The organism is uncultured Arthrobacter sp. (assembly GCF_902805515.1).
Lineage (GTDB): Bacteria > Actinomycetota > Actinomycetes > Actinomycetales > Micrococcaceae > Arthrobacter_D.
This window is the reverse complement of the sequence record NZ_CADCTE010000156.1, coordinates 1-20,937: the sequence shown is the minus strand read 5'-3', so window position 1 is coordinate 20,937 and position 20,937 is coordinate 1. Positions and strand designations below refer to the sequence as shown.

At 69.8% G+C, this 20,937-nt stretch carries 19 protein-coding genes; 10 read left to right on the top strand and 9 right to left on the bottom strand.

Going from position 1 to position 20,937, the window contains the following annotated elements:
- Positions 1 to 92: 92 nt before the first annotated feature.
- Both QZX79_RS14300 and QZX79_RS14295 read left to right on the top strand, forming a co-directional pair.
- On the top strand, positions 93 to 1,166 hold the full coding sequence (locus tag QZX79_RS14300) for a peptidoglycan bridge formation glycyltransferase FemA/FemB family protein (protein ID WP_294569184.1): 1,074 nt from the start codon (positions 93 to 95) through the stop codon (positions 1,164 to 1,166).
- Positions 1,167 to 1,206: 40 nt separating this feature from the next.
- A complete protein-coding gene (locus QZX79_RS14295; protein WP_294569183.1) occupies positions 1,207 to 2,940 on the top strand; it encodes a threonine/serine exporter ThrE family protein in 1,734 nt (577 codons plus the stop codon).
- A 2-nt stretch (positions 2,941 to 2,942) separates the two neighbouring features.
- On the opposite strand, the gene QZX79_RS14290 is transcribed toward QZX79_RS14295, so the two are convergent.
- Complete coding sequence (locus QZX79_RS14290; protein ID WP_294569182.1) at positions 2,943 to 3,713, bottom strand: uracil-DNA glycosylase; 771 nt, start codon at positions 3,711 to 3,713, stop codon at positions 2,943 to 2,945.
- A gap of 126 nt (positions 3,714 to 3,839) precedes the next feature.
- Here QZX79_RS14290 and QZX79_RS14285 point away from each other — a divergent pair, with 126 nt between their 5' ends.
- Both QZX79_RS14285 and QZX79_RS14280 read left to right on the top strand, forming a co-directional pair.
- Entirely contained in the window at positions 3,840 to 4,136 is a 297-nt protein-coding gene (locus tag QZX79_RS14285) for a DUF3263 domain-containing protein (RefSeq protein WP_120169905.1), read from the top strand.
- A 24-nt stretch (positions 4,137 to 4,160) separates the two neighbouring features.
- Positions 4,161 to 4,796: a LytR C-terminal domain-containing protein gene (locus QZX79_RS14280; RefSeq protein WP_294569179.1), complete on the top strand. Its 636-nt coding sequence runs from the start codon at positions 4,161 to 4,163 to the stop codon at positions 4,794 to 4,796.
- A gap of 43 nt (positions 4,797 to 4,839) precedes the next feature.
- Here the strand turns inward: QZX79_RS14280 and QZX79_RS14275 are convergent, their stop codons facing one another.
- Entirely contained in the window at positions 4,840 to 5,553 is a 714-nt protein-coding gene (locus QZX79_RS14275) for a TM2 domain-containing protein (RefSeq protein ID WP_294569177.1), read from the bottom strand.
- Between the two features lie 345 nt (positions 5,554 to 5,898).
- On the opposite strand from QZX79_RS14275, the gene groL reads away from it, so the two are divergent.
- The gene (gene groL / locus QZX79_RS14270) at positions 5,899 to 7,527 is read left to right on the top strand and encodes a chaperonin GroEL (protein WP_120169909.1); all 1,629 of its coding nucleotides are present in this window, start codon (positions 5,899 to 5,901) and stop codon (positions 7,525 to 7,527) included.
- A 212-nt stretch (positions 7,528 to 7,739) separates the two neighbouring features.
- Here groL and QZX79_RS14265 read toward each other — a convergent pair whose 3' ends face one another.
- The 6 genes from QZX79_RS14265 to QZX79_RS14240 form a co-directional block, all read right to left on the bottom strand.
- On the bottom strand, positions 7,740 to 8,030 hold the full coding sequence (locus QZX79_RS14265) for a WXG100 family type VII secretion target (RefSeq protein ID WP_294569174.1): 291 nt from the start codon (positions 8,028 to 8,030) through the stop codon (positions 7,740 to 7,742).
- A 106-nt stretch (positions 8,031 to 8,136) separates the two neighbouring features.
- The gene (locus QZX79_RS14260) at positions 8,137 to 9,600 is read right to left on the bottom strand and encodes a cell wall metabolism sensor histidine kinase WalK (RefSeq protein ID WP_294569172.1); all 1,464 of its coding nucleotides are present in this window, start codon (positions 9,598 to 9,600) and stop codon (positions 8,137 to 8,139) included.
- A 12-nt stretch (positions 9,601 to 9,612) separates the two neighbouring features.
- A complete protein-coding gene (locus QZX79_RS14255) occupies positions 9,613 to 10,332 on the bottom strand; it encodes a response regulator transcription factor (RefSeq protein WP_159619328.1) in 720 nt (239 codons plus the stop codon).
- A gap of 76 nt (positions 10,333 to 10,408) precedes the next feature.
- Positions 10,409 to 12,049, bottom strand: coding sequence for a DNA repair helicase XPB (locus tag QZX79_RS14250; RefSeq protein ID WP_294569167.1), 1,641 nt, complete (start codon positions 12,047 to 12,049; stop codon positions 10,409 to 10,411).
- The gene (locus QZX79_RS14245; RefSeq protein ID WP_294569165.1) at positions 12,042 to 14,501 is read right to left on the bottom strand and encodes a helicase-associated domain-containing protein; all 2,460 of its coding nucleotides are present in this window, start codon (positions 14,499 to 14,501) and stop codon (positions 12,042 to 12,044) included. Before QZX79_RS14245 ends, QZX79_RS14250 begins: the two co-directional genes overlap by 8 nt.
- A gap of 54 nt (positions 14,502 to 14,555) precedes the next feature.
- A complete protein-coding gene (locus QZX79_RS14240; RefSeq protein WP_294569163.1) occupies positions 14,556 to 14,804 on the bottom strand; it encodes a hypothetical protein in 249 nt (82 codons plus the stop codon).
- A 172-nt stretch (positions 14,805 to 14,976) separates the two neighbouring features.
- On the opposite strand from QZX79_RS14240, the gene QZX79_RS14235 reads away from it, so the two are divergent.
- The 3 genes from QZX79_RS14235 to QZX79_RS14225 are packed head-to-tail and all read left to right on the top strand — an operon-like array spanning position 14,977 to position 17,511.
- On the top strand, positions 14,977 to 15,360 hold the full coding sequence (locus tag QZX79_RS14235) for a cold-shock protein (RefSeq protein ID WP_294569161.1): 384 nt from the start codon (positions 14,977 to 14,979) through the stop codon (positions 15,358 to 15,360).
- A gap of 6 nt (positions 15,361 to 15,366) precedes the next feature.
- On the top strand, positions 15,367 to 16,194 hold the full coding sequence (locus tag QZX79_RS14230; protein WP_294569159.1) for a DUF3027 domain-containing protein: 828 nt from the start codon (positions 15,367 to 15,369) through the stop codon (positions 16,192 to 16,194).
- Positions 16,195 to 16,236: 42 nt separating this feature from the next.
- Positions 16,237 to 17,511 carry an MFS transporter gene (locus tag QZX79_RS14225; protein WP_294569157.1) on the top strand — a complete coding sequence of 425 codons (1,275 nt, stop codon included), beginning with the start codon at positions 16,237 to 16,239 and terminating at the stop codon, positions 17,509 to 17,511.
- Between the two features lie 23 nt (positions 17,512 to 17,534).
- On the opposite strand, the gene serC is transcribed toward QZX79_RS14225, so the two are convergent.
- Positions 17,535 to 18,683: a phosphoserine transaminase gene (serC, locus tag QZX79_RS14220; protein WP_294569154.1), complete on the bottom strand. Its 1,149-nt coding sequence runs from the start codon at positions 18,681 to 18,683 to the stop codon at positions 17,535 to 17,537.
- A gap of 245 nt (positions 18,684 to 18,928) precedes the next feature.
- On the opposite strand from serC, the gene QZX79_RS14215 reads away from it, so the two are divergent.
- Both QZX79_RS14215 and QZX79_RS14210 read left to right on the top strand, forming a co-directional pair.
- Positions 18,929 to 19,624, top strand: coding sequence for a metal-dependent transcriptional regulator (locus tag QZX79_RS14215; RefSeq protein WP_294569152.1), 696 nt, complete (start codon positions 18,929 to 18,931; stop codon positions 19,622 to 19,624).
- Between the two features lie 380 nt (positions 19,625 to 20,004).
- Positions 20,005 to 20,769 carry a M23 family metallopeptidase gene (locus QZX79_RS14210; RefSeq protein WP_294569151.1) on the top strand — a complete coding sequence of 255 codons (765 nt, stop codon included), beginning with the start codon at positions 20,005 to 20,007 and terminating at the stop codon, positions 20,767 to 20,769.
- The last annotated feature ends 168 nt before the right edge of the window (positions 20,770 to 20,937 follow it).

Here is a 20,937-nt window from a genome sequence, read left to right as displayed (position 1 = left end):
TCCGTCTTCGGCGCAACAGTTAGACTTGGGCGGGTAAATCCGTGCGCCGGAACCCCGCCGGCCACCTCCGGGCCACCAGCAGAGAAGGCAACTTGATCAACTTCACCGCGCGTTTCGCCACGAAAGCGGAGCAGGACAAGTGGGACGACCTCGTTCCATCCAACCCGGACGGCGGAAATGTCCTGCAGTCGGCCTCTTTCGCCGAGGTGAAGTCGCATCACGGGTGGACGCCGCGGTTCCTGGTCTTCGAGTCCGCCCAGTACTCCAGCTACAACCTCGTGCTCGAGAAGTCCTTCCCGGTCCTTGGCAGGCTCTGGTATCTGATCAAGGGCCCGGGCGCGGCCGAGCCGGCCCACGTGCCGGCCATGCTCGACGCGCTGAAGGACTTCACCTCCGCGTCCCGCCTGAACGTCTTCGCGGTGAAGATCGAACCCGATATCGTCGACTCTCCGGAGGTCCGCCAGCTCTTCACCGCCGCCGGCCTGCACAAGACCTTCGACCTGCAGCCGAATGACCATACGGCCCTCCTCGACACCACACCGGAGTCGAACCAGCTGCTGCGCAACCTCTCCTCCCGCGGCCGCAACGCCGTGCGCCGGGCCCTGCGGGAAGGCGTTGAAGTGCGCCGGGTCGAGCCGACCGAGGAAAACTTCGGCATCATGTACCGGCTGATGGCCCACATCGAGGACCGCTCGGCCGCCCGCCTGCGCTCCTTCGAGTACTACAGCCGGTTCTGGGGGAACTTCGCCGCCGCAGGCCAGGGCCGCCTCTACTTCGTCTACGAGGACGGCGAGCCCTCGGTGGGGGCCTTCATCATCAATTACGGCAGCAAGGGAACCTACAAGGACGGCGGGTCGAAGCCCGGGCGTTCACAGTACGGGGACTCCCACCTGCTGCAGTGGACGGCCATCAACGACCTTAAGGACGAGTTCGCCATCCGCGAGTACGACTTCTGCGGAACCCCGCCCGCCGACCGGCTCAAGGACACCTCCCACCCGCACCACGGCCTCGGCCTCTTCAAGACGAGCTTCTCCAAGATCGTCACCGACTTCACCGGCTGCTGGGACCTCGCCCTGAACGAGAAGAAGTATCGACTGTGGACCGCCGTGGGCGAGCGGGTGGCCCGCCAGATCTACTGGCGCCGGCACCAGCAGCCCTTCTACTGATCGAAGAACAGCCCGCGGGCAGCAAGGCAGGGAATACACCGTGGATGACAAGGCCGGCCCGAACGGGGGCCGGAAGCCCGAAACCAATCCCTCACCAGCGGCGGGCCCGCTGCCGGTGATCCAGCGACCCGTCCGTCCGCCGTCGGCCGAAAGTCCGTCGGTCGCACGAAAGCCCGGCGGCGACCCGTCGCCTCCGGCGCAGGGCGCCCAACGACCGGCTGTCTCCGGTGCCAAGCAGCCGGCCGCACCGGGCCCCGTGCAGCCCTCGACGCCGGGTGCCAAGCCCCGCCCGCGGCCCGCCCGGCGTCCCTCACGGGCGCCGTCGCCCACGGACGCGCTGCCGACGACGCCGCGCACCGTGCGCCCGGACCGCTCGAACGCTGCGGCGCGGAACGTACTCCGCCGGCTCGTCCAGGGGGAGGAGCCGCCGACCCAGGCGATGAGCATCGTCGAGCGGCTCGCCGGCAGCCCCTACGCCAACCCGACCATCCAGGTGGGGGGACCGGATGCCAGCGCCCGCAAGACCCTCGACTTCGCCCTCAGCCTGGCCGAGACGATGTTCCGCTACGGCGCCGGCGCCCTTGAGGTCGAGACAAGCATTATCGCCGTCACCGCGGCCCTGGGCCTTGAGCACATCGAGGTGGACATCACCAACCAGTCGGTGGTGATCAACTACTCGGCCAAGGACCAGACGCCCACCACGGTGCTGCGCGTGGTGCGGTCCTGGACCAACAACTATGCGGGACTGACGGCGATCCACCAGCTCGTCTCCGATATCGCCGCCGGCGGTGTCTCGCGCATCGAAGCGGCCCAGCGCCTCGAACAGATCACCCGGCGGCCCAAGCCGTTCCCGCGCTGGATGGTCACCGCCGCGTTCGGGATCTTCGGTGCAGCCATCGTCGCCTTCATCGGCGGGGGAGTGCTTGGGGCCCTGATCGGGCTGGGCAGCTGTATCCTGGTCGACCTTGTCTCGAGACAGCTCGGCCGGTGGAGGGTGCCGGAGTTCTTCTCCGTCGCCACGTCCTCGGCGATGGCCACCCTGATCGCCATGCTGTTCTGGTGGCTCGAGGTGCCGATCGCGCCGTCGCTGGTGGTGGTCGGCGGCATCCTGCTGCTCCTGCCCGCCGGCCGGCTGGTTTCGGCCACCCAGGACGCCATCAACGGGTTCCCGGTCACCGCGGCGGGACGGTTCCTGTCGGCACTGCTGATTTTCGGTGGGGTGGTCTCGGGAATCGCCGTCGCACTGGTGTTCGGTGCGGCCATCGGCATCCCGGACCTCGAGCTGCTCGCGGCCCCGGCGTCGCCGTACCCCTGGCCGGTGATCGCGGTGCTGATTTTCATTGCCGTGGCGATGTTCGCCGTCACCGAGCAGACGGACCTTTCCCTTGTGGTTCCCACGGCCCTGGTGGGCACGGCCGGCTACGTCCTGTGGATCTCGGCGATCAATGCGGGGGTGGGGTACCGGTTGGCGCCGGCGCTGGCGGCCGTACTGATCGGCGCGCTGTCACGCATCGTGGCGCTGCGCATGGGCGCACCTCAGCTGGTGCTGGCGGTGCCGGCGGTCATGTTCCTCTACCCGGGCCTCTCCATCTTCCGTTCGATGTACATGCTGACCACCAACACCGGCATTCCAAGCGCCGGCGCCCTGGGGCTGTTCAACGCGTTCACCGTCATCCTCGCGGTCGCCGGCGGGGTGGTGCTCGGCGACAACCTCGCCCGGCCGCTCACCCGCGGTCTGGGCAGCAACGAGCGGCGGCGGAACCGCCGACGGTAGCCTCAGCCCGCCAGCCAGTCCACCGGGTCCGCACCCTGCTGCCGCAGGAGGGCGTTGACCCGGCTGAAGGGCCGTGACCCGAAGAAGCCGCGGGAGGCGGAGAGCGGGCTGGGGTGCGCCGACTCCACCGTGGGCACACCGGTGAACACGGGCTTGAGCTTGAGGGCGTCCCGGCCCCACAGGACGGCGACCAGCGGGCCTCCCCGTTCCGCAAGCGCGCGCAGCGCCGCGTCGGTGACGTCCTCCCAGCCCCAGCCGCGGTGCGACGCGGGTTCGCCCGCCCGCACCGTCAGTACGCGGTTCATCAGCAGGACGCCCTGCCGGGTCCACCCCGAGAGGTCCCCCGTGGCGGGGGCGGTGACGCCGAGGTCCTCCGAAAGTTCCTTGTAGATATTGACGAGGCTCCGGGGCAGCGGCCGGGTTGCCGGATCGACCGAAAATGCCAACCCGACCGAATGACCGGGCGTCGGGTAGGGGTCCTGGCCCACAATGACGACCTTCACCCCGGTCAGGGGGACGCTGAAGGCCCGGAGGACATTTGCGGGCTGTGGAAGGATCAGGTGCCCGGCGCGGCGGTCCTCCTCGAGCCGCGCGGCCAGGCGGTGGACTGTCGGTTCAAGGGGTGCCAGGACAGGCGCCCAGTCAGGGGCGACGACCGCCGCGACCGGTACGGGGGCGGCGAACGGGAAAGCGGGCGTGCCTGCGGCTCCACCGGGCCCGGTGGCCTCCGGCGCCGGGGGCAGGGGAAACAGGGGGACATCCTCGTAGCGCATTCCCTCATTCTGGCCGATCGGCGCGGGGCTCCGGGAACGTGTGTGAGGGGCGGTGTTGCGAATGACAGGTATGTCATTCGCAACTACCATGGGTGCGGAAGCATTACCTAGAACGAGGAGCGGCGCGTGAGCGAGCCAGCGGGGGCACCTGCCCCGGCCCCCGGCAGCCGGGGCGTCCTCAGCGAGCGGGAACAGCAGATGCTGGCGCTCGAGCGTGAGTGGTGGAAGTACTCCGGTGCCAAGGAACAGGCCATCCGGGACCTCTTCAACATGTCCGCCACCCACTACTACCAGGTTCTCAATGCGCTGATCGATTCGGAAGCGGCCCTCGCCCACGACCCGATGCTCGTGAAGAGGCTGCGCAGGCTGCGGACATCGCGCCAGCGTGCACGCTCCGCCCGCCGCCTCGGCGCCGACATCTGACCAACGCAAGGATCCCTTCACCGCATGAGCAAGTACCCCCAGGACGAGTTTGACCGCATCCCTGAGACGGCGTCGCGCCAGGGGGTGCACCGGGAGCGGCTCGTCGCCGTCCGGGGAAGCGGCCTCGGGTTGAAGATCGCCGTGGGAGTCCTTGCCTTGCTTGTGGGCGTTGCCGCCTACTTCCTGCTCCCGCGGCTCGAAATGGGCGGGGCAGGGTCCGCCTCCGCGGCCAATGCCGGCGCGGCCGCCGACAGCAGCCCTGCGCCCACCGGATCGGCGACGGACAGGCTGCGCTCGCCGGAACCGGGATCCGCGGAGGCCACCGGCACAGCGGCACCGTCCGCGCCGGCGACGTCGACAGCTTCGCAGGACCCGGAGTCGACCGTCGATAAGGCGCAGAAGGTCAACGTGCTCAACAGCACCGGCGTCCCCGGGCTCGCCGGGACGGTGGCCGGGCGCCTGACCGCCGACGGCTGGACCGGCGCGTCGCCCGGAAACTGGGCCGGCGCTCCGCTTGAGGGGTCGGTCGTCTTCTATAACGGGGCAGAGCAGCGGGCCGGTGCCGAAGCCGTGGCCTCCGCACTGGGGATCGCTGCGGTGCAGGACGGTACCGGTGTGTCGCCGGACCTCACGGTGGTCATCGGCCCCGAGTTCCAGTAGTCCGGTGACGGCCGGCCGGTTCAATGCCGGCCGGCCTGCTGCCTTACTCCTTGAGGGGCACGCCCTTGGCATCCCGCCGGAAGGACTCGGCGCCCACGAGGATCATGATGCCCTCGATGAAGCCCCAGACGGCCCCCAACCCGAACGTCACGATGGTGACGGCGATCTGGGCGATGCCGATGCCCACATATCCGAGGTAGAACCTGTGGATGCCCAGCGAACCGAGCAGGATCCCAAGAAGTCCGGCCACCAGCCGCGACTTCTGCTCGGGATAGCCCGAGCCATACGGATAGCCGGGGACGCCGTACGGCTGGCCCTGCGGGTACTGGCCCTGGAACTGGCCCTGGAACTGACCCGCGGGATACTGCCCGCCCGGGGGCGGGCCCTGCTGGAACTGTCCCTGCGGGTACTGGCTCCCCTGATACGGGTTCTGCTCGTAGGGGCTCGGCTGATACTCACCGTACGGGGCCGGCCGGGAAGGATCCTGGGTGGAAGAACCCTGGGCGTAGGGATCCTGGGAGTACAGGTCCTGGGAGTAGGGATCCTGGCGGGGGCCTGAGGGCGCTGCGGGCTCGCGGTAGGCGTCGCCGTCGTCCGGCAGGTTGTCCTTCCGCTCGAACAGCTGGGCCTGCGGGTCCACGGCGGTATCGTCGTGCTTCCGCGCTCCGCCCGACAGAGGGTACCCGTCTGGCTGCGGGGCCGCTGCGTCCGGCACAGGGTCCGATTCGGAGCGGGGCTGGTCTGGGGTCGTTGACACATTTCTCCTTGGTTGTTGGTGCTGCTTCTACGCTATGCCCGGGCGAACGGCTGCGCATCAGGTAGAACCCCGGATCCGGCCCGCGCCTTTCAGGGTCATCCCCGGCCGTTCGGGTTCCGGCGGCTTGCACTCATGCGGTGGGAGTGCTAATTATTGACTTAGCACTCGAACCCGCTGACTGCTAAGTCATGGGCATCGAGCAAAGCAGGCATACCACTGTGGTGAGGGTGCACCCGGAGCGTAAAGAGATCGTTTCCGGGAAAGCCCGTCCGTCGCGGGCACCGCAGGCTGGTGACCACTCGTTTGCTGAAATGCATAACTGTCCCCGAAAGGACCTAAGCCGTTATGGCCAAGATCATTTCTTTTGATGAAGAGGCCCGCCGCGGCCTCGAGCGTGGGTTGAACATCCTCGCTGACGCCGTCAAGGTGACGCTGGGCCCGCGTGGCCGCAACGTCGTCCTCGAGAAGAAGTGGGGCGCCCCCACGATCACCAACGATGGTGTCTCCATCGCCAAGGAAATCGAACTGGACGACCCGTTCGAGAAGATCGGCGCCGAGCTGGTCAAGGAAGTCGCCAAGAAGACCGACGATGTCGCAGGCGACGGCACCACCACGGCGACCGTCCTCGCCCAGGCCCTGGTCAAGGAAGGCCTCCGCAACGTGGCCGCCGGCGCTGACCCGCTGAGCCTCAAGCGCGGCATCGAGAAGGCCGTCGCGGCTGTCACCGAGGAACTGCTTGCCTCCGCCAAGGAGATCGAGACGAAGGAAGAGATCGCCGCCACGGCTTCGATCTCCGCCGGGGACACCCAGATCGGCGACCTGATCGCCGAGGCGCTCGACAAGGTCGGCAAGGAAGGTGTCATCACCGTTGAGGAGTCGAACACCTTCGGGCTCGAACTCGAGCTCACCGAAGGCATGCGCTTCGACAAGGGCTACATCTCCGGTTACTTCGTAACCGACGCCGAGCGCCAGGAGACGGTCCTCGAAGACCCGTACATCCTGATCGTCAACTCGAAGATTTCCAACGTCAAGGATCTCGTCGCCGTCCTCGAGAAGGTCATGCAGTCGGGCAAGCCGCTGCTGATCATCGCCGAAGACGTTGAAGGCGAAGCACTCGCCACCCTCGTGGTGAACAAGATCCGTGGCACCTTCAAGTCCGTCGCCGTCAAGGCTCCGGGCTTCGGCGACCGCCGTAAGGCACAGCTGGCCGACATCGCCATCCTCACCGGTGGCCAGGTCATCGCCGAAGAGGTTGGCCTCAAGCTCGAAAACGCAACGCTCGACCTGCTGGGCCAGGCCCGCAAGGTCGTCGTCACCAAGGACGAGACCACCATCGTCGAGGGTGCAGGCGACGCCGATGCGATCGCCGGCCGCGTTGCCCAGATCCGTGCCGAGATCGACAACTCGGACTCGGACTACGACCGCGAGAAGCTGCAGGAACGCCTGGCCAAGCTGGCCGGCGGCGTTGCGGTCATCAAGGCAGGTGCAGCCACGGAGGTCGAGCTCAAGGAGCGCAAGCACCGCATTGAGGACGCCGTCCGCAACGCGAAGGCTGCCGTCGAAGAGGGCATCGTCGCCGGTGGCGGCGTTGCCCTGATCCAGGCCGGCGCCAAGGCGTTTGCCAGCCTCGAGCTCTCCGGCGACGAGGCAACCGGTGCGAACATCGTCCGCGTTGCCATCGATGCTCCGCTGAAGCAGATCGCCTTCAATGCGGGCCTCGAGCCCGGTGTTGTGGCCGACAAGGTCCGCGGCCTGCCCGCCGGCCACGGCCTCAACGCCGCAACCGGTGTCTACGAGGACCTGCTCGCCGCAGGCGTCAACGACCCCGTGAAGGTCACCCGCTCGGCGCTGCAGAACGCCGCGTCGATCGCCGGGCTGTTCCTGACCACCGAGGCCGTTGTCGCGGACAAGCCTGAGAAGGCTGCCCCCGCAGGCCCCGGTGCCGACGAGATGGGCGGAATGGGCGGCTTCTAGTCCCCAAACCTCCGGCTCTCCAGCCGACCAGGAGCGGCATCCCCTTTCGAGGGGGTGCCGCTCCTTCGCGTTAACGAACGGCTGCGGCAGCACGACGGTCACCGCCGAGCGGATTCCGGGACTGGAGTCGAGCCGGCCGCGGAAGGGCGGGTCCCGGGCCAGCAGTCCACCGGCTCCGGTGAGGGCGGGTGGGTACTCCGGTGACCGGGTGGTCAGGGCAGGAACATTCGAGCGTTGTTCAATTCCGCCTCGGCGTAGTGGCGGCCCGCGGCCGCGAGTGCCTCGTTGATGGCTGCCAGGGATTCCTCGACCCTCGCCTGCGTTCCCCGCCACTGGGCGACGAGTGCCTGGAAGTTGGCGGCGGCCTGGCCGGTCCACAACGCCTCGAGTTCCCTCAGCCCGGCCTGCATGGAGTCGACCTCGGCCTGCAGCCTGCCGATGGTTCCCTGCACCTGCGCGCTGCGAGCGGCAAGACTGTCGGTGTCGACGTTGAACTGTGCCATGAAGTCCTCCCGGGCAGGGTCCCTCCCGGCGGGTGCCGGTTTGGAAACTGTAGGTCACCCCGGACCGGGCGGGGCTCCTCCCTGTCCGGTTGGGGACAACCGGGCCTCAGGCGGGGTCTGTGGAGGAAAACTCAAGGGGGTGCTCGTCCACCGCGTGGGGCAGGCGGATGGACAGGGTGGCTCCGCCGCCCGGGGTCTCCTCGAGCCTCACCGTGCCGTCGTGCTGGGCCACGAGCGCGGCGACGATGGCGAGCCCCAGCCCGGTTCCTCCGGTTTCCCGGTGCCGGGAGGAGTCGGCGCGGTAGAAGCGTTCGAAGACGCGCGCGGCGTCCTCCTCGGAAATCCCGGGACCGTGGTCGCGGACCTCGATCACCGAGTCGCTCCGTCCGTGGATGACGGGGGCCACCCCGACGGCGACTTCGATGGGCGTCCCCTCGGGGGTGTAGCGCAGTGCGTTGGTCATGAGGTTGCCCACCACCTGCCGCAGGCGGGCCTCATCGCCGACGGTGGGCGCCGGACGCGGCGCACCACCGTCGAGCCCGGTGACGGTGATGGTGCGGTCGGGCGCGATCGCCCGGGCGTCGAGGGCCGCGTCGTTGCCGAGGACCATCAGGTCGATGGGCTTGGCCTCGAGCGGCCGCTGCTCGTCGATCCGTGCGAGGGTCAGCAGGTCCTCCACCAGGTGGCCCATCCGGACGGCTTCGCTTTCGATCCGGCCCATGGCCGCCGCGACGTCCTCCTCCTTCTGCAGCGCACCGTGCCGGTAGAGCTCCGAGAACCCGCGGATGGTCACCAGGGGCGTGCGCAGCTCGTGGGAGGCATCGGCGACGAACCGGCGCATTTTCCGTTCGGATTCGGTGCGCGCGGCGAAGGCCCGCTCGATGTGGGCAAGCATGGCGTTCAGGGAGCGGGAGAGCCGCCCGACCTCTGTGGCGGGCCGCTCGACTTCGACGCGGCGCGAGAGGTCCCCGGCCGCGATGGCGGCGGCGGTGCGCTCCACCCGGGCCAGGGGGCGGAACTGGCGGGTCACGGCGACGAAGGCGATGGCCGAGGCGATCATCGTCGCCACCAGGCCCACCGTGAAGATGATTTCGGAGGCCTCCTGAACGGAGTCGTCCACCGTGGTCATGGGGGAGGCGATAGCGAGGGTCTGCGGCCCGTCCTCGTACTCCAGGACCTTCACCCGCCAGCCCGGGCTGTCCGGGGCGGTGCCGCGCACCTCGAACGCCTCACCCTTGAGCTTGTTCACCTGCTTGGAGGTGAGGTGCGGAAGCCGGGGAACGTCGGACTCCGCGGCAGAATGTGAGGTCTCGAGGATGGTGCCGTCGGGGCCGAGGAGCGCCCCGTAGAAGCGCAGGAGCGGGCGGTCGGTCGCACTGCGGTCGTGGAAGAAGGCGTTGGAGACGTTCTGGGCGTTGGCGGTCAGGTCCCCGTCCATGCGTTCGATCAGCCCGTTGCGCAGCAGTGACACCGTCACGATCCCGGTAATGCCCACGGTCACCACCATGAGCAGGGTCATGATGGCCACGAGCTGCGAGCGCAGCGAAGCCGAATTCCACCGTCGAATCAAGGGCCCCGCTACCTACCGTCGGTCGGTGGAGCGCAGGAGGTAACCCACGCCCCGCTTTGTCTGGATAAGTGCCGCCGCGTCGGCGTTCTTGTCGATCTTCCGGCGGAGGTAGGAGATGTACGACTCGACGATCGAGGCATCCCCGTTGAAGTCGTACTCCCACACGTGGTCGAGGATCTGCGCCTTGGAGAGCACCCGGTTGGGGTTCATCATCAGGTAGCGCAGCAGCTTGAACTCGGTGGGGGACAGTTCGATGATCTCCCCGGCCCGGCGCACCTCGTGCGCGTCGTCGTCGAGTTCGAGGTCGTCGACCCGGATGACGGCGTCGTCGTCGGACAGGGGCTGGGTCCGGCGCAGCACGGCCCGGATCCGGGCGACCACCTCGTCGAGGCTGAAGGGCTTGGTCACGTAGTCGTCGCCGCCGACGGTGAGGCCGGTGACCTTGTCTTCGGTGTCGTCCCGCGCGGTGAGGAAGACCACCGGGAAATGGCGGCCCGCCGCCCGGAGGCGCCTCGTGACGGTGAAGCCGTCCATGTCGGGAAGCATGACATCGAGGACGGCGAGGTCGGGGTTGTGGGCCTCGGCCGCGGCCAGGGCCTCCCGCCCATTGCCGGCGGCGACGACGTCGAAACCGGCGAACCGCAGTGAGGTGGACAGCAGTTCGCGGATGTTCGGTTCATCGTCGACGACGAGGAGCTTCGCTTCGGGGGTCGGTTTCTTCACCTGCGCCATTATCCGCTCGTTTTCTGGAAATTGTCTGAACGTTCACTGGATGCCGGCCCGACGTGAGCTGCCGCACCCCGCGGCCTCACCCGGCGAGTCCGGCGGCGTCGAGGATCCGGTAGGCGTAGCCCTGCTCGGCGAGGAAGCGCTGCCGCTTGGCGGCGAAGTCCTGGTCGAGGGTGTCGCGGGCGACGACCGTATAGAAGCGGGCGGCGCGCCCGTCGGCCTTGGGCCGCAGCAGCCGGCCCAACCGCTGGGCCTCCTCCTGGCGGGAGCCGAAGGAGCCCGAGACCTGGATGGCGACCGAGGCCTCGGGCAGATCGATCGAGAAGTTGGCCACCTTCGACACCACAAGGGTCGAAATCTCCCCGCTGCGGAAGGCGGCGAAGAGCCGCTGGCGCTCCTTCACGGAGGTGTCACCCTTGATCACCGGCGCGTTCAGCCGTTCGCCGAGGTCATCGAGCTGGTCAAGGTACTGCCCGATGACCAGCAGCTGTTCGCCCTTGTGGGCGGCGGCGAGCTTCTCGACGACGCCGGACTTGGTATCCGACGTCGCGCACAGCCGGTACTTGTCGCCGTCCTCGGCCATGGCGTAGGCGACGCGTTCGTCCCGGGGCAGGTCGACGCGGACCTCGACGCAGTCGGCCGGGGCGATGTACCCCTGGGATTCGATGTCCTTCCAGGGGGCGTCGTAACGTTTGGGCCCGATCAGCGAGAAGACCTCGCCCTCCCGGCCGTCCTCGCGCACGAGGGTGGCGGTGAGGCCGAGGCGGCGGCGTGCCTGAAGGTCGGCCGTCATCTTGAAGATGGGCGCCGGGAGCAGGTGGACCTCGTCATAGACGATCAGCCCCCAGTCGTTCTTATCGAGCAGCTCGAGGTGCGGGTAGAGCCCGCCGCGCCGGGTGGTGAGGACCTGGTAGGTGGCGATGGTCACCGGCCGGACCTCCTTGAGGGCGCCCGAGTACTCACCGATGTCCGACTCGGTCAGCGAGGTGCGCTTGAGGAGTTCGTCCTTCCACTGGCGGGCGGAAACGGTGTTCGTGACGAGGATCAGGGTGGTGGTCTGGCTGGTGGCCATGGCCGCCGCCCCGACGATGGTCTTGCCGGCGCCGCAGGGCAGCACCACCACCCCGGACCCGCCGGAGAAGAAATTGTCGGCCGCAAGCTTCTGGTAGGGGCGCAGCGACCAGCCGTCCTCGGTCAGGGCGATCGGGTGGGGGGTGCCGTCGACGTAGCCGGCGAGGTCTTCGGCCGGCCAGCCCAGCTTGAGCAGCAGCTGCTTGAGCTGGCCGCGCTGCGAAGAGTGAACGACGACGGTTTCGCCGTCGATGCGCGGGCCGAGCAGGGGGGCGATCTTCCTGGCGTGCAGGACCTCCTCAAGCACCGGGTAATCGGTGGTGCGCAGGACCAGCCCGTGCTGGGGGTCCTTCTCCAGCCGGAGCCGCCCGTAGCGGGACATTGTGTCCTCGATGTCGATCAGCAGGGAGTGGGGGACGGGGAAGCGGGAGTACGTCAGCAGGGTGTCGAGGACCTGCTCGGCGTCAAGGCCTGCGGCGCGCGCGTTCCACAGCCCCAGCGGGGTCAGGCGGTAGCTGTGGACGTGTTCGGGGGCCCGCTCCAGCTCGGCGAAGGGCGCAATGGCGTGGCGCGCCTCGTCGGCCTGCGGGTGGTCGACCTCCAGCAGGAGGGTCTTGTCGCTTTGGACGATCAGCGGTCCATCAGCCATCGGAGGTCCCTTCGATAATTTCAACGTCCATCACGCGGTGCACCGAGACAACCTTCTCCACCTGCCGCACCGGATCGAATACCCGCACCCTGCCGCCGGAGACCGACAGGGGCACGAGCACCTGCCGGACGGCGTTGCCCTGGCTGTCGGCGGTTCCGAGGCGGACCGGGGAGCGCTGCCGGATGGCGGTGCGCAGCGTCTCGAGTCCGAGCAGGGTTTCACCTTCGGGGCCCGCCGCCCGGTCGGGTGCCTGCCGGGCGCCGGCCCGGAGGGAATCCACCTGGGCGGCGATCTCCTCCTCGGTGATCGACCAGGGGCCGGGCCGGGTGCGCGTAGGCCCTGCAGGTAAGGCCGGCGATGGGGTCGACGGTGGGGCGGGGGCCGGGGGAGGGGCACCGACGCCGGGCGCGGCCGGATGCTCGGGGGCGGGCGTGTAGCCGAGGTCCCGCAGCAGCGCCGCGAGCTCGTCGGCGCCGGCGCGGGCCGCCACGACGGTCGGAGCCAGCTTGACCACGCCCAGCGCGGCGGCCCGTGGGTCGGCAAGCAGGGCCTCGACGGCGGCGTCGTCCTCGGTGCGCAGGTAGCTGCCCGCGCTTCCCACTCGAAGGGACCCGTACCGGGCGGCGGTGTCTTCGACGAGGTAGCTGAGTGCCTGGGGCAGCTCGGTTGCCGAATGGCGGGTCAAAAAGGCGAGGATCGAGCCTGCGTCCTGCCCGGCGTCAAGGGCCGGGTGGAGCGAGGCCGGGGAGAACCGGTAGGTCGTGGCCGGCCCCCGGCCCTCGGGCACCGCCAGCAGCAGCAGCTCCCGCGCCACCGCCGGGTCGAGGTACCCGGGTGCGACGGCGGTCAGGTCCGCCTGAACCACAAAATGGCTCACGGGCGCCGGGAGGGCTTCCCGGACCGCTGCGGCGGCCTCGGGCAGGCGGTCCTGCTGCACGAGCTCTCCGATCGGAGTCAGGGCACCACCGCCGAAGAGTCCCAGCGCCTCCGCCTCGGCCAGGATTCCGGGGACGAGGCGTTCGAACCGCCGTCGAAGCCGCGGCTGGTGCCAGGCGAGCCGCGCGGTCAGGGAGGGGGCATCGACGCCCGCCGCTGCGGTGCCGTCGTGCTCGGTGGTCAGTTCGACGGCGGCGTCGAGCACCCGCCGGCGCACGCGGGGTGCGTCGGGGCGGGAGGCCTCGGCGGCCAGCGCGTTGATGGTGGCCCCGTCGGGGGACCTGGTCCCCACCATCGAGGGGGCGCGCTCGAGGTCGAGCCAGCCGCCGGTCAGCGCCAGCCACAGCGCCTCCCGGTCGCCAGCGGCGGCTGCGGCCGCTCCGGTGGGCTTCCATCGTGAGTCGTCGACGTCGAGCCCGAGCAGGCCCGCCCCGGCGGCCAGTTCAAGGAGCCACGGCGTGGCGGCCGGCTCGACCTGCAGCGCCTCGGTCAGCCGCTTCACCTCCCGCACGCCGACGCCGCCCGAGCGCAGGGTGGCCACGGGGGTGGGCCCGCCGGGGGCCAGCAGGGCATCCACGAGGCGCAGGGTCTCGGCGAGGGCGCTGTGGGCGGCGTTGTCACGGACCGCAGGGCGCACCGGGCGGAGCCCGGGATCCGGTGGCGCGGCCTGCAGCGAGGCGGCGACCCGGTGCCCGCGCACCGCCCGGCCGACGCTGCGGGGCAGCTCGACGTGGGCGACGTCGAGCGGGGCAAGCAGCCCGTGCCCGAGCAGCCAGTCCACCGGAGCCGCGGCGTGCCCGGGCCGGTACCCGGCGCGGGCGGCGGCGGGAACGACGCCCACGGGTGCTCCGGCGAGCCGCTCAAGCAGCTCCGTGGTGCCCGTCGGGGCCGCGGCCAGCAGGAGTTTCCAGTCCGCCGGACGTCCGACGGCGCCGGACAGCTCACGGGCGGCGGTCTCAGGATCCGGGGCCGGACCCAGGGCGATGCCGAGCGACCGCACCCGGTCGACGGCCTCCACGAGCTGCCCGCCAAAGCCCGGCAGGACCCGGACGAGGGTCTCGAGGGGGCGGCCCAGACCGGCGGGGTAGGGTCCGAGCGCCTCGGCCAGCGCGCCGACGGGGCGGTAGGAGGGACCGGCCGGCGCCCGGCCGTTCGACGCTCCGTCCTGCAGCACCGGGGGAGCCTGTAGCAGGGCCCGTGCGGTGAGCTGAGCCAGGAACGGCTCGAGGATCGGAGGTTCCGCGCCGCCGAGGAGGGCGCCCAGCGTGGCGGCGTCCACCCCGGTGCCGCCGGCGTCCTCGGCGGCGATGAGCACCGCCTCGAGGACCTGGAGGTGCGGTTCGGCGAGGTTTTCGAGTGCCCGCTGGAGGCTGGCGCGCGTTGAGGCACGGGCGGCCAGGGCGGCGAAGTCCGGGACGGGCGGCAGGGACAGATCGGGGCGTGCCGAAAGGAGGCTGCGCAGATCGGAGTCGCTGCGGGCGGCCAACTCGTCGGCCAGGGCGCGGATTGCGGACATTACCTACAGATTACCCGGCGGGCGGGAGGCGTTGGTGCGGCAGGGGCCGGTACCTCAGCTCCTGCGGCGCGTGATGACCGCGCCAAGGATCAGGGCGGTCATCAGCAGGAAACCCAGCGGCAGCAGGATGAACGCCGCGTAGACGAAGCCCGGCCAGGCGGATCCCTGCAGCCAGGCTCCCACCAGGACCGCAATCAGTGAGGCCAGGCCCAGCGCTGCGCAGCTGACGGCGGCGAGCATCAGGGCGGTGCGCCCGCGCTGCGGTGCGGCGGCCGGCGGGGTTGGGATCTGAGAGGCTTCCATAACGCTTACAGCGTACAAGAACGCCCGCGCACACGAGTAAGCGCCGAGGGGATATTCTTTTATCTTAAAGACCTCCCCGGCAGTGGCCGCCAGGGCAGAATCCTGCCGCAGCGCCGGGCTCCCCCAGACAGCAGGCGGACACCGCCCCAGCAGACCAAGAAGAGGTAACTACGTGCCCATCGGCAAAGTGAAATGGTTCGACGCTGAGAAGGGCTTCGGCTTCGTCGCCACCGACGACGGCAAAGAGGTCTTCCTCCACGCTTCCGCCCTGCCTGCCGGCGTGACCGAGGTGAAGGTCGGCACGAAACTCGAATTCGGAGTCGCCGACGGCCGGCGGGGGCTTCAGGCCCTCTCGGCTCGAATCCTTGAGGCGGCGCCTTCGGTGGTCAAGGGCACCCGTAAGAAGGCCGACGATATGGCGGTCATCACCGAGGACCTCATCAAACTGCTCGACGGTGTGTCCAATGGACTGCGCAGGGGCCGCTACCCGGAGAAGTCCCACGCGTCGAAGGTCGCTGCCGTGCTGCGCGCAGTCGCCGACGACCTGGACGCGTAGGCCGCCGTGATCCCCGCCCGCACCGACGCCCCGGAGACCGATCCCGCCACCGCCCCCGCTACGGACGCGGTCGACGCCGGTGCCCCCGTGAAACGCCGGCCCGTCCGTCGGCAGGCCAAGCCCGACGCCGTGCTCGCGGCCGCCGTCGATTTCGCGCGGGAGGGCATCCTCCAGGTGGCCCCGGCCGAGCAGGTCGGTGGGCACGTCACCTCCTACCCCGAGGGTGAGCGCCTCACGACCCACCGTTTCGAGGCCTTCGTCCCCGGCTACGGGAACTGGCACTGGTTCATCACCCTGGCCCGCGTGGCGCGCAGCAAGGAGCCGACGATCTGCGAGGTCGGCCTCCTGCCCTCGGAGACGGCGCTGCTGGCACCTCAGTGGCTGCCCTGGTCGGAACGGGTGCGCCCCGAGGACCATGAGGACGCCGCCGAGTCGGCCGCCCAGGATTCCGCGGCAGCGGAGCCGGCCACCGAACCGACCGCCCAGGATCCAGCCTCCGCGGAGCCGGTTCCGGAAACCGACGGCGGTAGCGTCGAGCCGGGCACTGACCGGGCTCCCGACGCCACTGACCGCGCCACCGACAAGCCTGCGGCCGAGGACGCTGCCGAGGAGCCGGAGCTTAACAACGCAGCCGACGGACCTGCGGCCGCGAACGACGCCGAGGAGCCGGAGCTAAACAACGCCGCCGACGGACCTGCGGCCGCGAACGACGCCGAGGAGCCGGAGCTTAACAACGCCGCCGCTGACGGACCTTCCGAAGCGGACGGAGCGGGGCCGTCCGAGGCCGCCGGGCCCGGCTTCGCGGAGCCTTCCACCCCGGGCCGGGACGACTAGCGCCTTGCCGTCGAGGGGTCCGGACGGTCCGGGAGTGCGCTGATGAGCACGTTCCGGTCGCTGCGCATCCCGAACTACCGCCGGTGGTTCATCGGCGCCTCGATCTCCAATATCGGGACGTGGATGCAGCGCACGGCCCAGGACTGGCTCGTCTACGACATCCTGACCGACCAGAACGCCTCCGCCCTCGGCATCGTCCTGGCCCTCCAGCTCGGCCCGCAGCTGCTGATCTCGCCCCTGGCCGGGCTGGTCGCCGACACGGTTGACCGCCGGAAGCTGCTGCAGGCGACGCAGGTCCTCATGGCGGTGCTCGCCGTCGGGCTCGGACTGCTGGTCGTGCTTGGCATGGCCGAACTCTGGCACGTCTACGCCTTCGCCCTCGCCCTCGGCGTCGTGTCCGCCTTCGACGCGCCGGCGAGGCAGACCTTCACCTCGGAGCTGGTGCGCGATGAGTACCTGCCCAACGCCGTGGCCCTCAACAGCGCCTCCTTCAACGCCGCCCGCCTCGTCGGCCCCGCCGTCGCCGGGCTTCTGACCGCCGCCGTCGGGCCCGGGTGGGTGTTCCTGATCAACGCGCTCACCTTCGGCGCCATGGTGTACACCCTGCTGGTGCTTCGCACGCCCGACCTGCAGGTCCAACCCAAATCGACACCGGGCAAGGGGCGCATCCGGGAGGGCTTCCGTTATGTGCGGGGCCGGCCCGACCTGATGATGGTGCTGCTCACGATCTTCCTTGTCGGTACCTTCGGCCTGAACTTCGCAGTGTTCATTGCCGCCATGGCCCGCACCGAGTTCGGACAGGGCGCCGGGGTGTTCGGGGTGCTGTCCTCGGTCATGGCGATCGGATCGGTCGTCGGTGCGCTGCTGTCGGCCCGGCGGGAGCAGCCCCGGCTGCGGTTCGTCTTTGGTGCCGCCGGAGCCTTCGGCGCGGCATGTGTCCTGGCGGCGCTCGCACCGAACCTGATCCTGTTCGGCCTCGCCCTGGTCCCCGTCGGCCTGTTCGCCCTCACGCTTCTCACCAGTGCCAACGCCTACGTGCAGACCACCACGGAGCAGGTGATGCGCGGGCGGGTGATGGCGCTGTACCTGGCGATCTTCCTGGGCGGGACGCCGCTCGGGGCGCCAGTCGTCGGCTGGGTCTCGGATGCCTTCGGGCCGCGCTGGAGCCTCGGTGTCGCCGCAGCCTCAGGGCTGGTGGCGGCGGCCGCCGGGCTGTTCTGGGCCTGGCGGTACCACGAGGTCCGGATCCGGTACGACCGTTCCGCTCCCCGGCGGCTGCGGATCACGCACGAGGCGCCGCAGGCCCCCGGGGACTGACCTGCGGCACATCCGCGCCGGCCTCACTCCGTCGGACCGTCCGCCGGGAGCCTTTCGATGACGTAGTCGATGCAGGCCAGCAGCGCCGAAACATCGTCCGGATCGATCGAGACGAAGGTGGCGATGCGCAGCTGGTTCCTGCCGAGCTTCCGGTAGGGCTCGACGTCGACAATGCCGTTGGCGCGCAGCACTGACGCGACCCGTGCGGCACGGATCGGCGTAGCGATGTCGATGGTGGCGATGACGTTCGACCGGTCCTCCGGGCGCTCGACGTAGGGGGTGGCGACGGGGGAGGCCTCGGCCCAGGAGTAGACCCGCCCGGCCGAATCGGCGGTGCGGGCCGCCGCGAACTCCATGCCGCCATTGCCGAGAAGCCATTCGACCTGCGCGTTGAGCATCACCAGGGTCGCCAGTGACGGCGTGTTGTAGGTCTGGTTCAGCTGCGAGTTCCCGATCGCCGTCTGCAGGTTGAGGAAATCCGGGGTCCACCGGTCCGAGGCGTCGATGCGCGCCGCCCGCTCCAGCGCGGCGGGGGAGAACAACCCCAGCCACAGCCCGCCGTCGGAGGCGAAGTTCTTCTGCGGCGCGAAGTAGTAGACATCGGACTGGGAGACGTCGACCGCCAGTCCGCCGGCGGCCGAGGTGGCGTCGATGAGCACCAGTGCCCCGTCGTCGGCGCCTGCGACACGCTCGACGGGCGCCGCGACGCCCGTCGAGGTCTCGTTCTGCGGCCAGGCATAGGCGTCCACCCCTGCCTCCGCGGCAGGCCGTGGCCGGGTCCCGGGCTCGGAGGAGCGGATCGAGGAACGCTCGAGGAAGGGTGCCTTGTCGGTGGCGGCGGCGAACTTCGAGCCGAACTCTCCGAAGGAGAGGTGCTGAGCCTTCGACTCCACCAGCCCGAAGGCCGCGGCGTCCCAGAACGCGGTCGAACCGCCCACCCCGAGGACCACCTCGTAGCCGTCCGGCGCCCCGAAGAAGGTGGAGAGGCCTTCGCGGACGGCACCGACGAGGTTCTTCACCGGCTTCTGCCGGTGGGAGGTGCCGAGGATCGACGGATTGGCCTCGGTGAGGGCCCGCAGCTGCTCCCCGCGGACCTTCGATGGGCCCGCACCAAACCGGCCGTCCCGGGGCAGCAGATCGGTGGGAATCGACAGGTCCAAAGGCTCGCTCACTGGTCCTCCGTGCGGATCGTGGGTATTGGGGCAACGCGCCTCATTCTGCCCCAGGACCGGTGCGCCGGGTTATTTGTGAAGAACGGCACGGCCCTGGGTGCGGGGGCTCACTGGATTGCCGGGGCGCAAGCTGCATGGGTTAACCTGAGGGGGCGTAGGGACGCGGTCGGCCCCACCCGGACGTGCTGCAGCACGCGCTTTCCTTACCTGCCCCGCACTGTGCCGCACCTAGGAGCCGAACGGTTATGACGGATCTCATCGATACCACCGAGATGTACCTGCGGACCATCCTTGAGCTCGAGGAAGAGAACATCGTTGCCCTCCGGGCCCGCATCGCCGAACGGCTGCGCCATTCCGGTCCGACGGTGTCCCAGACGATCGGGCGGATGGAACGCGATGGGCTCGTCGTCGTCTCGGGAGACCGCCACCTCGAACTGACCGAGCTCGGCCGGCGCCGCGCCACCGGGGTGATGCGCAAGCACCGGCTGGCCGAACGGCTGCTGAGCGACGTCATCGGCCTCGACTGGGCGTACGTGCACGAAGAGGCCTGCCGGTGGGAACACGTCATGAGCGAGCGGGTCGAACGGCGGCTCTACGAACTGCTCGGCCAGCCCTCCCAGTCGCCCTACGGCAACCCGATCCCCGGCCTTGAAGCCATCGGAGGAGTTGCCTCCGAGTCCACGACCGACGGTATGACGACGCTGCTTGCGGCAATGGACGGTTACCGGCCGGGCTCCTCGGTCACCCTGCTGCGCCTCGCCGAGCCGATCCAGGTCGACCCGGAACTGCTCTCGCAACTGGCCGAGGGCGGCCTGCGCCCCGGGGCTTCACTCAACCTCGAGTCCGTGGGCGGGTACGTCTCGGTCCGGGTTCCCGGCGTCGAGGGCGCCCTTGAACTGCCGCCCGAGGTCGCCGCACACGTCTTCGTCGCCGTCGCCTAGCGCAAAGGGGCCTTCCGCCGTCGGCTCATCGGGGGCGGGCCCTCGGGCGTTCCGCCGATCTGTTGCGCGGCCTGTGCCGCTCCGTGTGCACCCCGTCGTGCCGCCAGGGCCGCCGACCCGGCTTGACGACCCGTTTACCGACCCGGCTTGACGGGGTTTGCTGGCGGCGTTTGCTGCCCCGTTTTGCCGCCGGGGCATGATGCTGTGAGACTGTTCCCGATCGTCTCCTGATCCCCGCGCAGCCGCGGGGACAAGCCCGCCCTCGGCGCCGGCCCGCAGGAGCGCACAGCATTTTCGCTCCCGGGACGCGTCCGCCGCTGCGGCGCCCTCGGTGCGGCCTGCCCGGCGTTGGGCGGGCATCGGCAGTGAAAGGGGACAGCATGCCGAAACACCGGGTCTCGGGCCGCCGCCGCGCGGAACCCGCCCAGCCCGCGCCGCGGCCGCGGGACGCGCACCGGACCAGCCGGCGCCGCAACGGCCGGTGGACCGGCGGCTCACCGGACCGGGTCGGACAGAAGCTGGCCATGGCCGCGGCCGTGTCGGGGTTGGTCCTGATGGCGGCCCTGCCGACTACGGCCGCAGGCACCTCGGCCTCGGCCGCCGGAACCATGCCGGCCCGGCAGGAGGTCCGCGCTCCGAAATCGGCAAGCATCACCTTCACCCCCGTTCCCGTTCGGGGTTCCCAGGACTTCGACACCCAGCTCCGGGCCATCGTTGCCGCCTCCGACCGGCCGGGGGTGCCGCTGGGCGTGAAGGGCTCCCTGACCCGGCCGCTCAAGACCCTGAAGGGCACCTCCGGGTTCGGCCACCGCGTCAGCCCGATGACGGGCCTTGCCGGGGAATTCCACTCGGGGCAGGACTTCAGCGCCGCCTGCGGCACAGAGGTTCGGGCCGCCGCCGACGGGACCGTGGTGTCCGCCGGCTGGCACCCCTACGGCGGCGGCAACCGGGTCGTCCTCGACCATGGCAACGGCCTCGAGACGACCTACAACCACCTCGCCTCGATGGAGATTGCCAAGGGGGACGTCCTCCAGCGGGGGGCCTTGGTCGGAACCAGCGGCAGCACCGGCTCCTCCACCGGATGCCACCTCCATTTTGAGGTCCTAATTAGCGGGCGTCCGGTCGACCCAATGGGCTGGCTTTAAGGGACGAAACACTTGTCGTGATCTGAATGTGACAATTGTGATAGATGTGAGGTACGGTACTACTCGTGCCAAATCGTTATAGATTCGGCGCCCTCAAGCAAATCGCCTAGCTCTGCCATTGCCTGAGGTCCGTCCGCACAATTCGCATGGCAGAGGCGGGGGAACCAA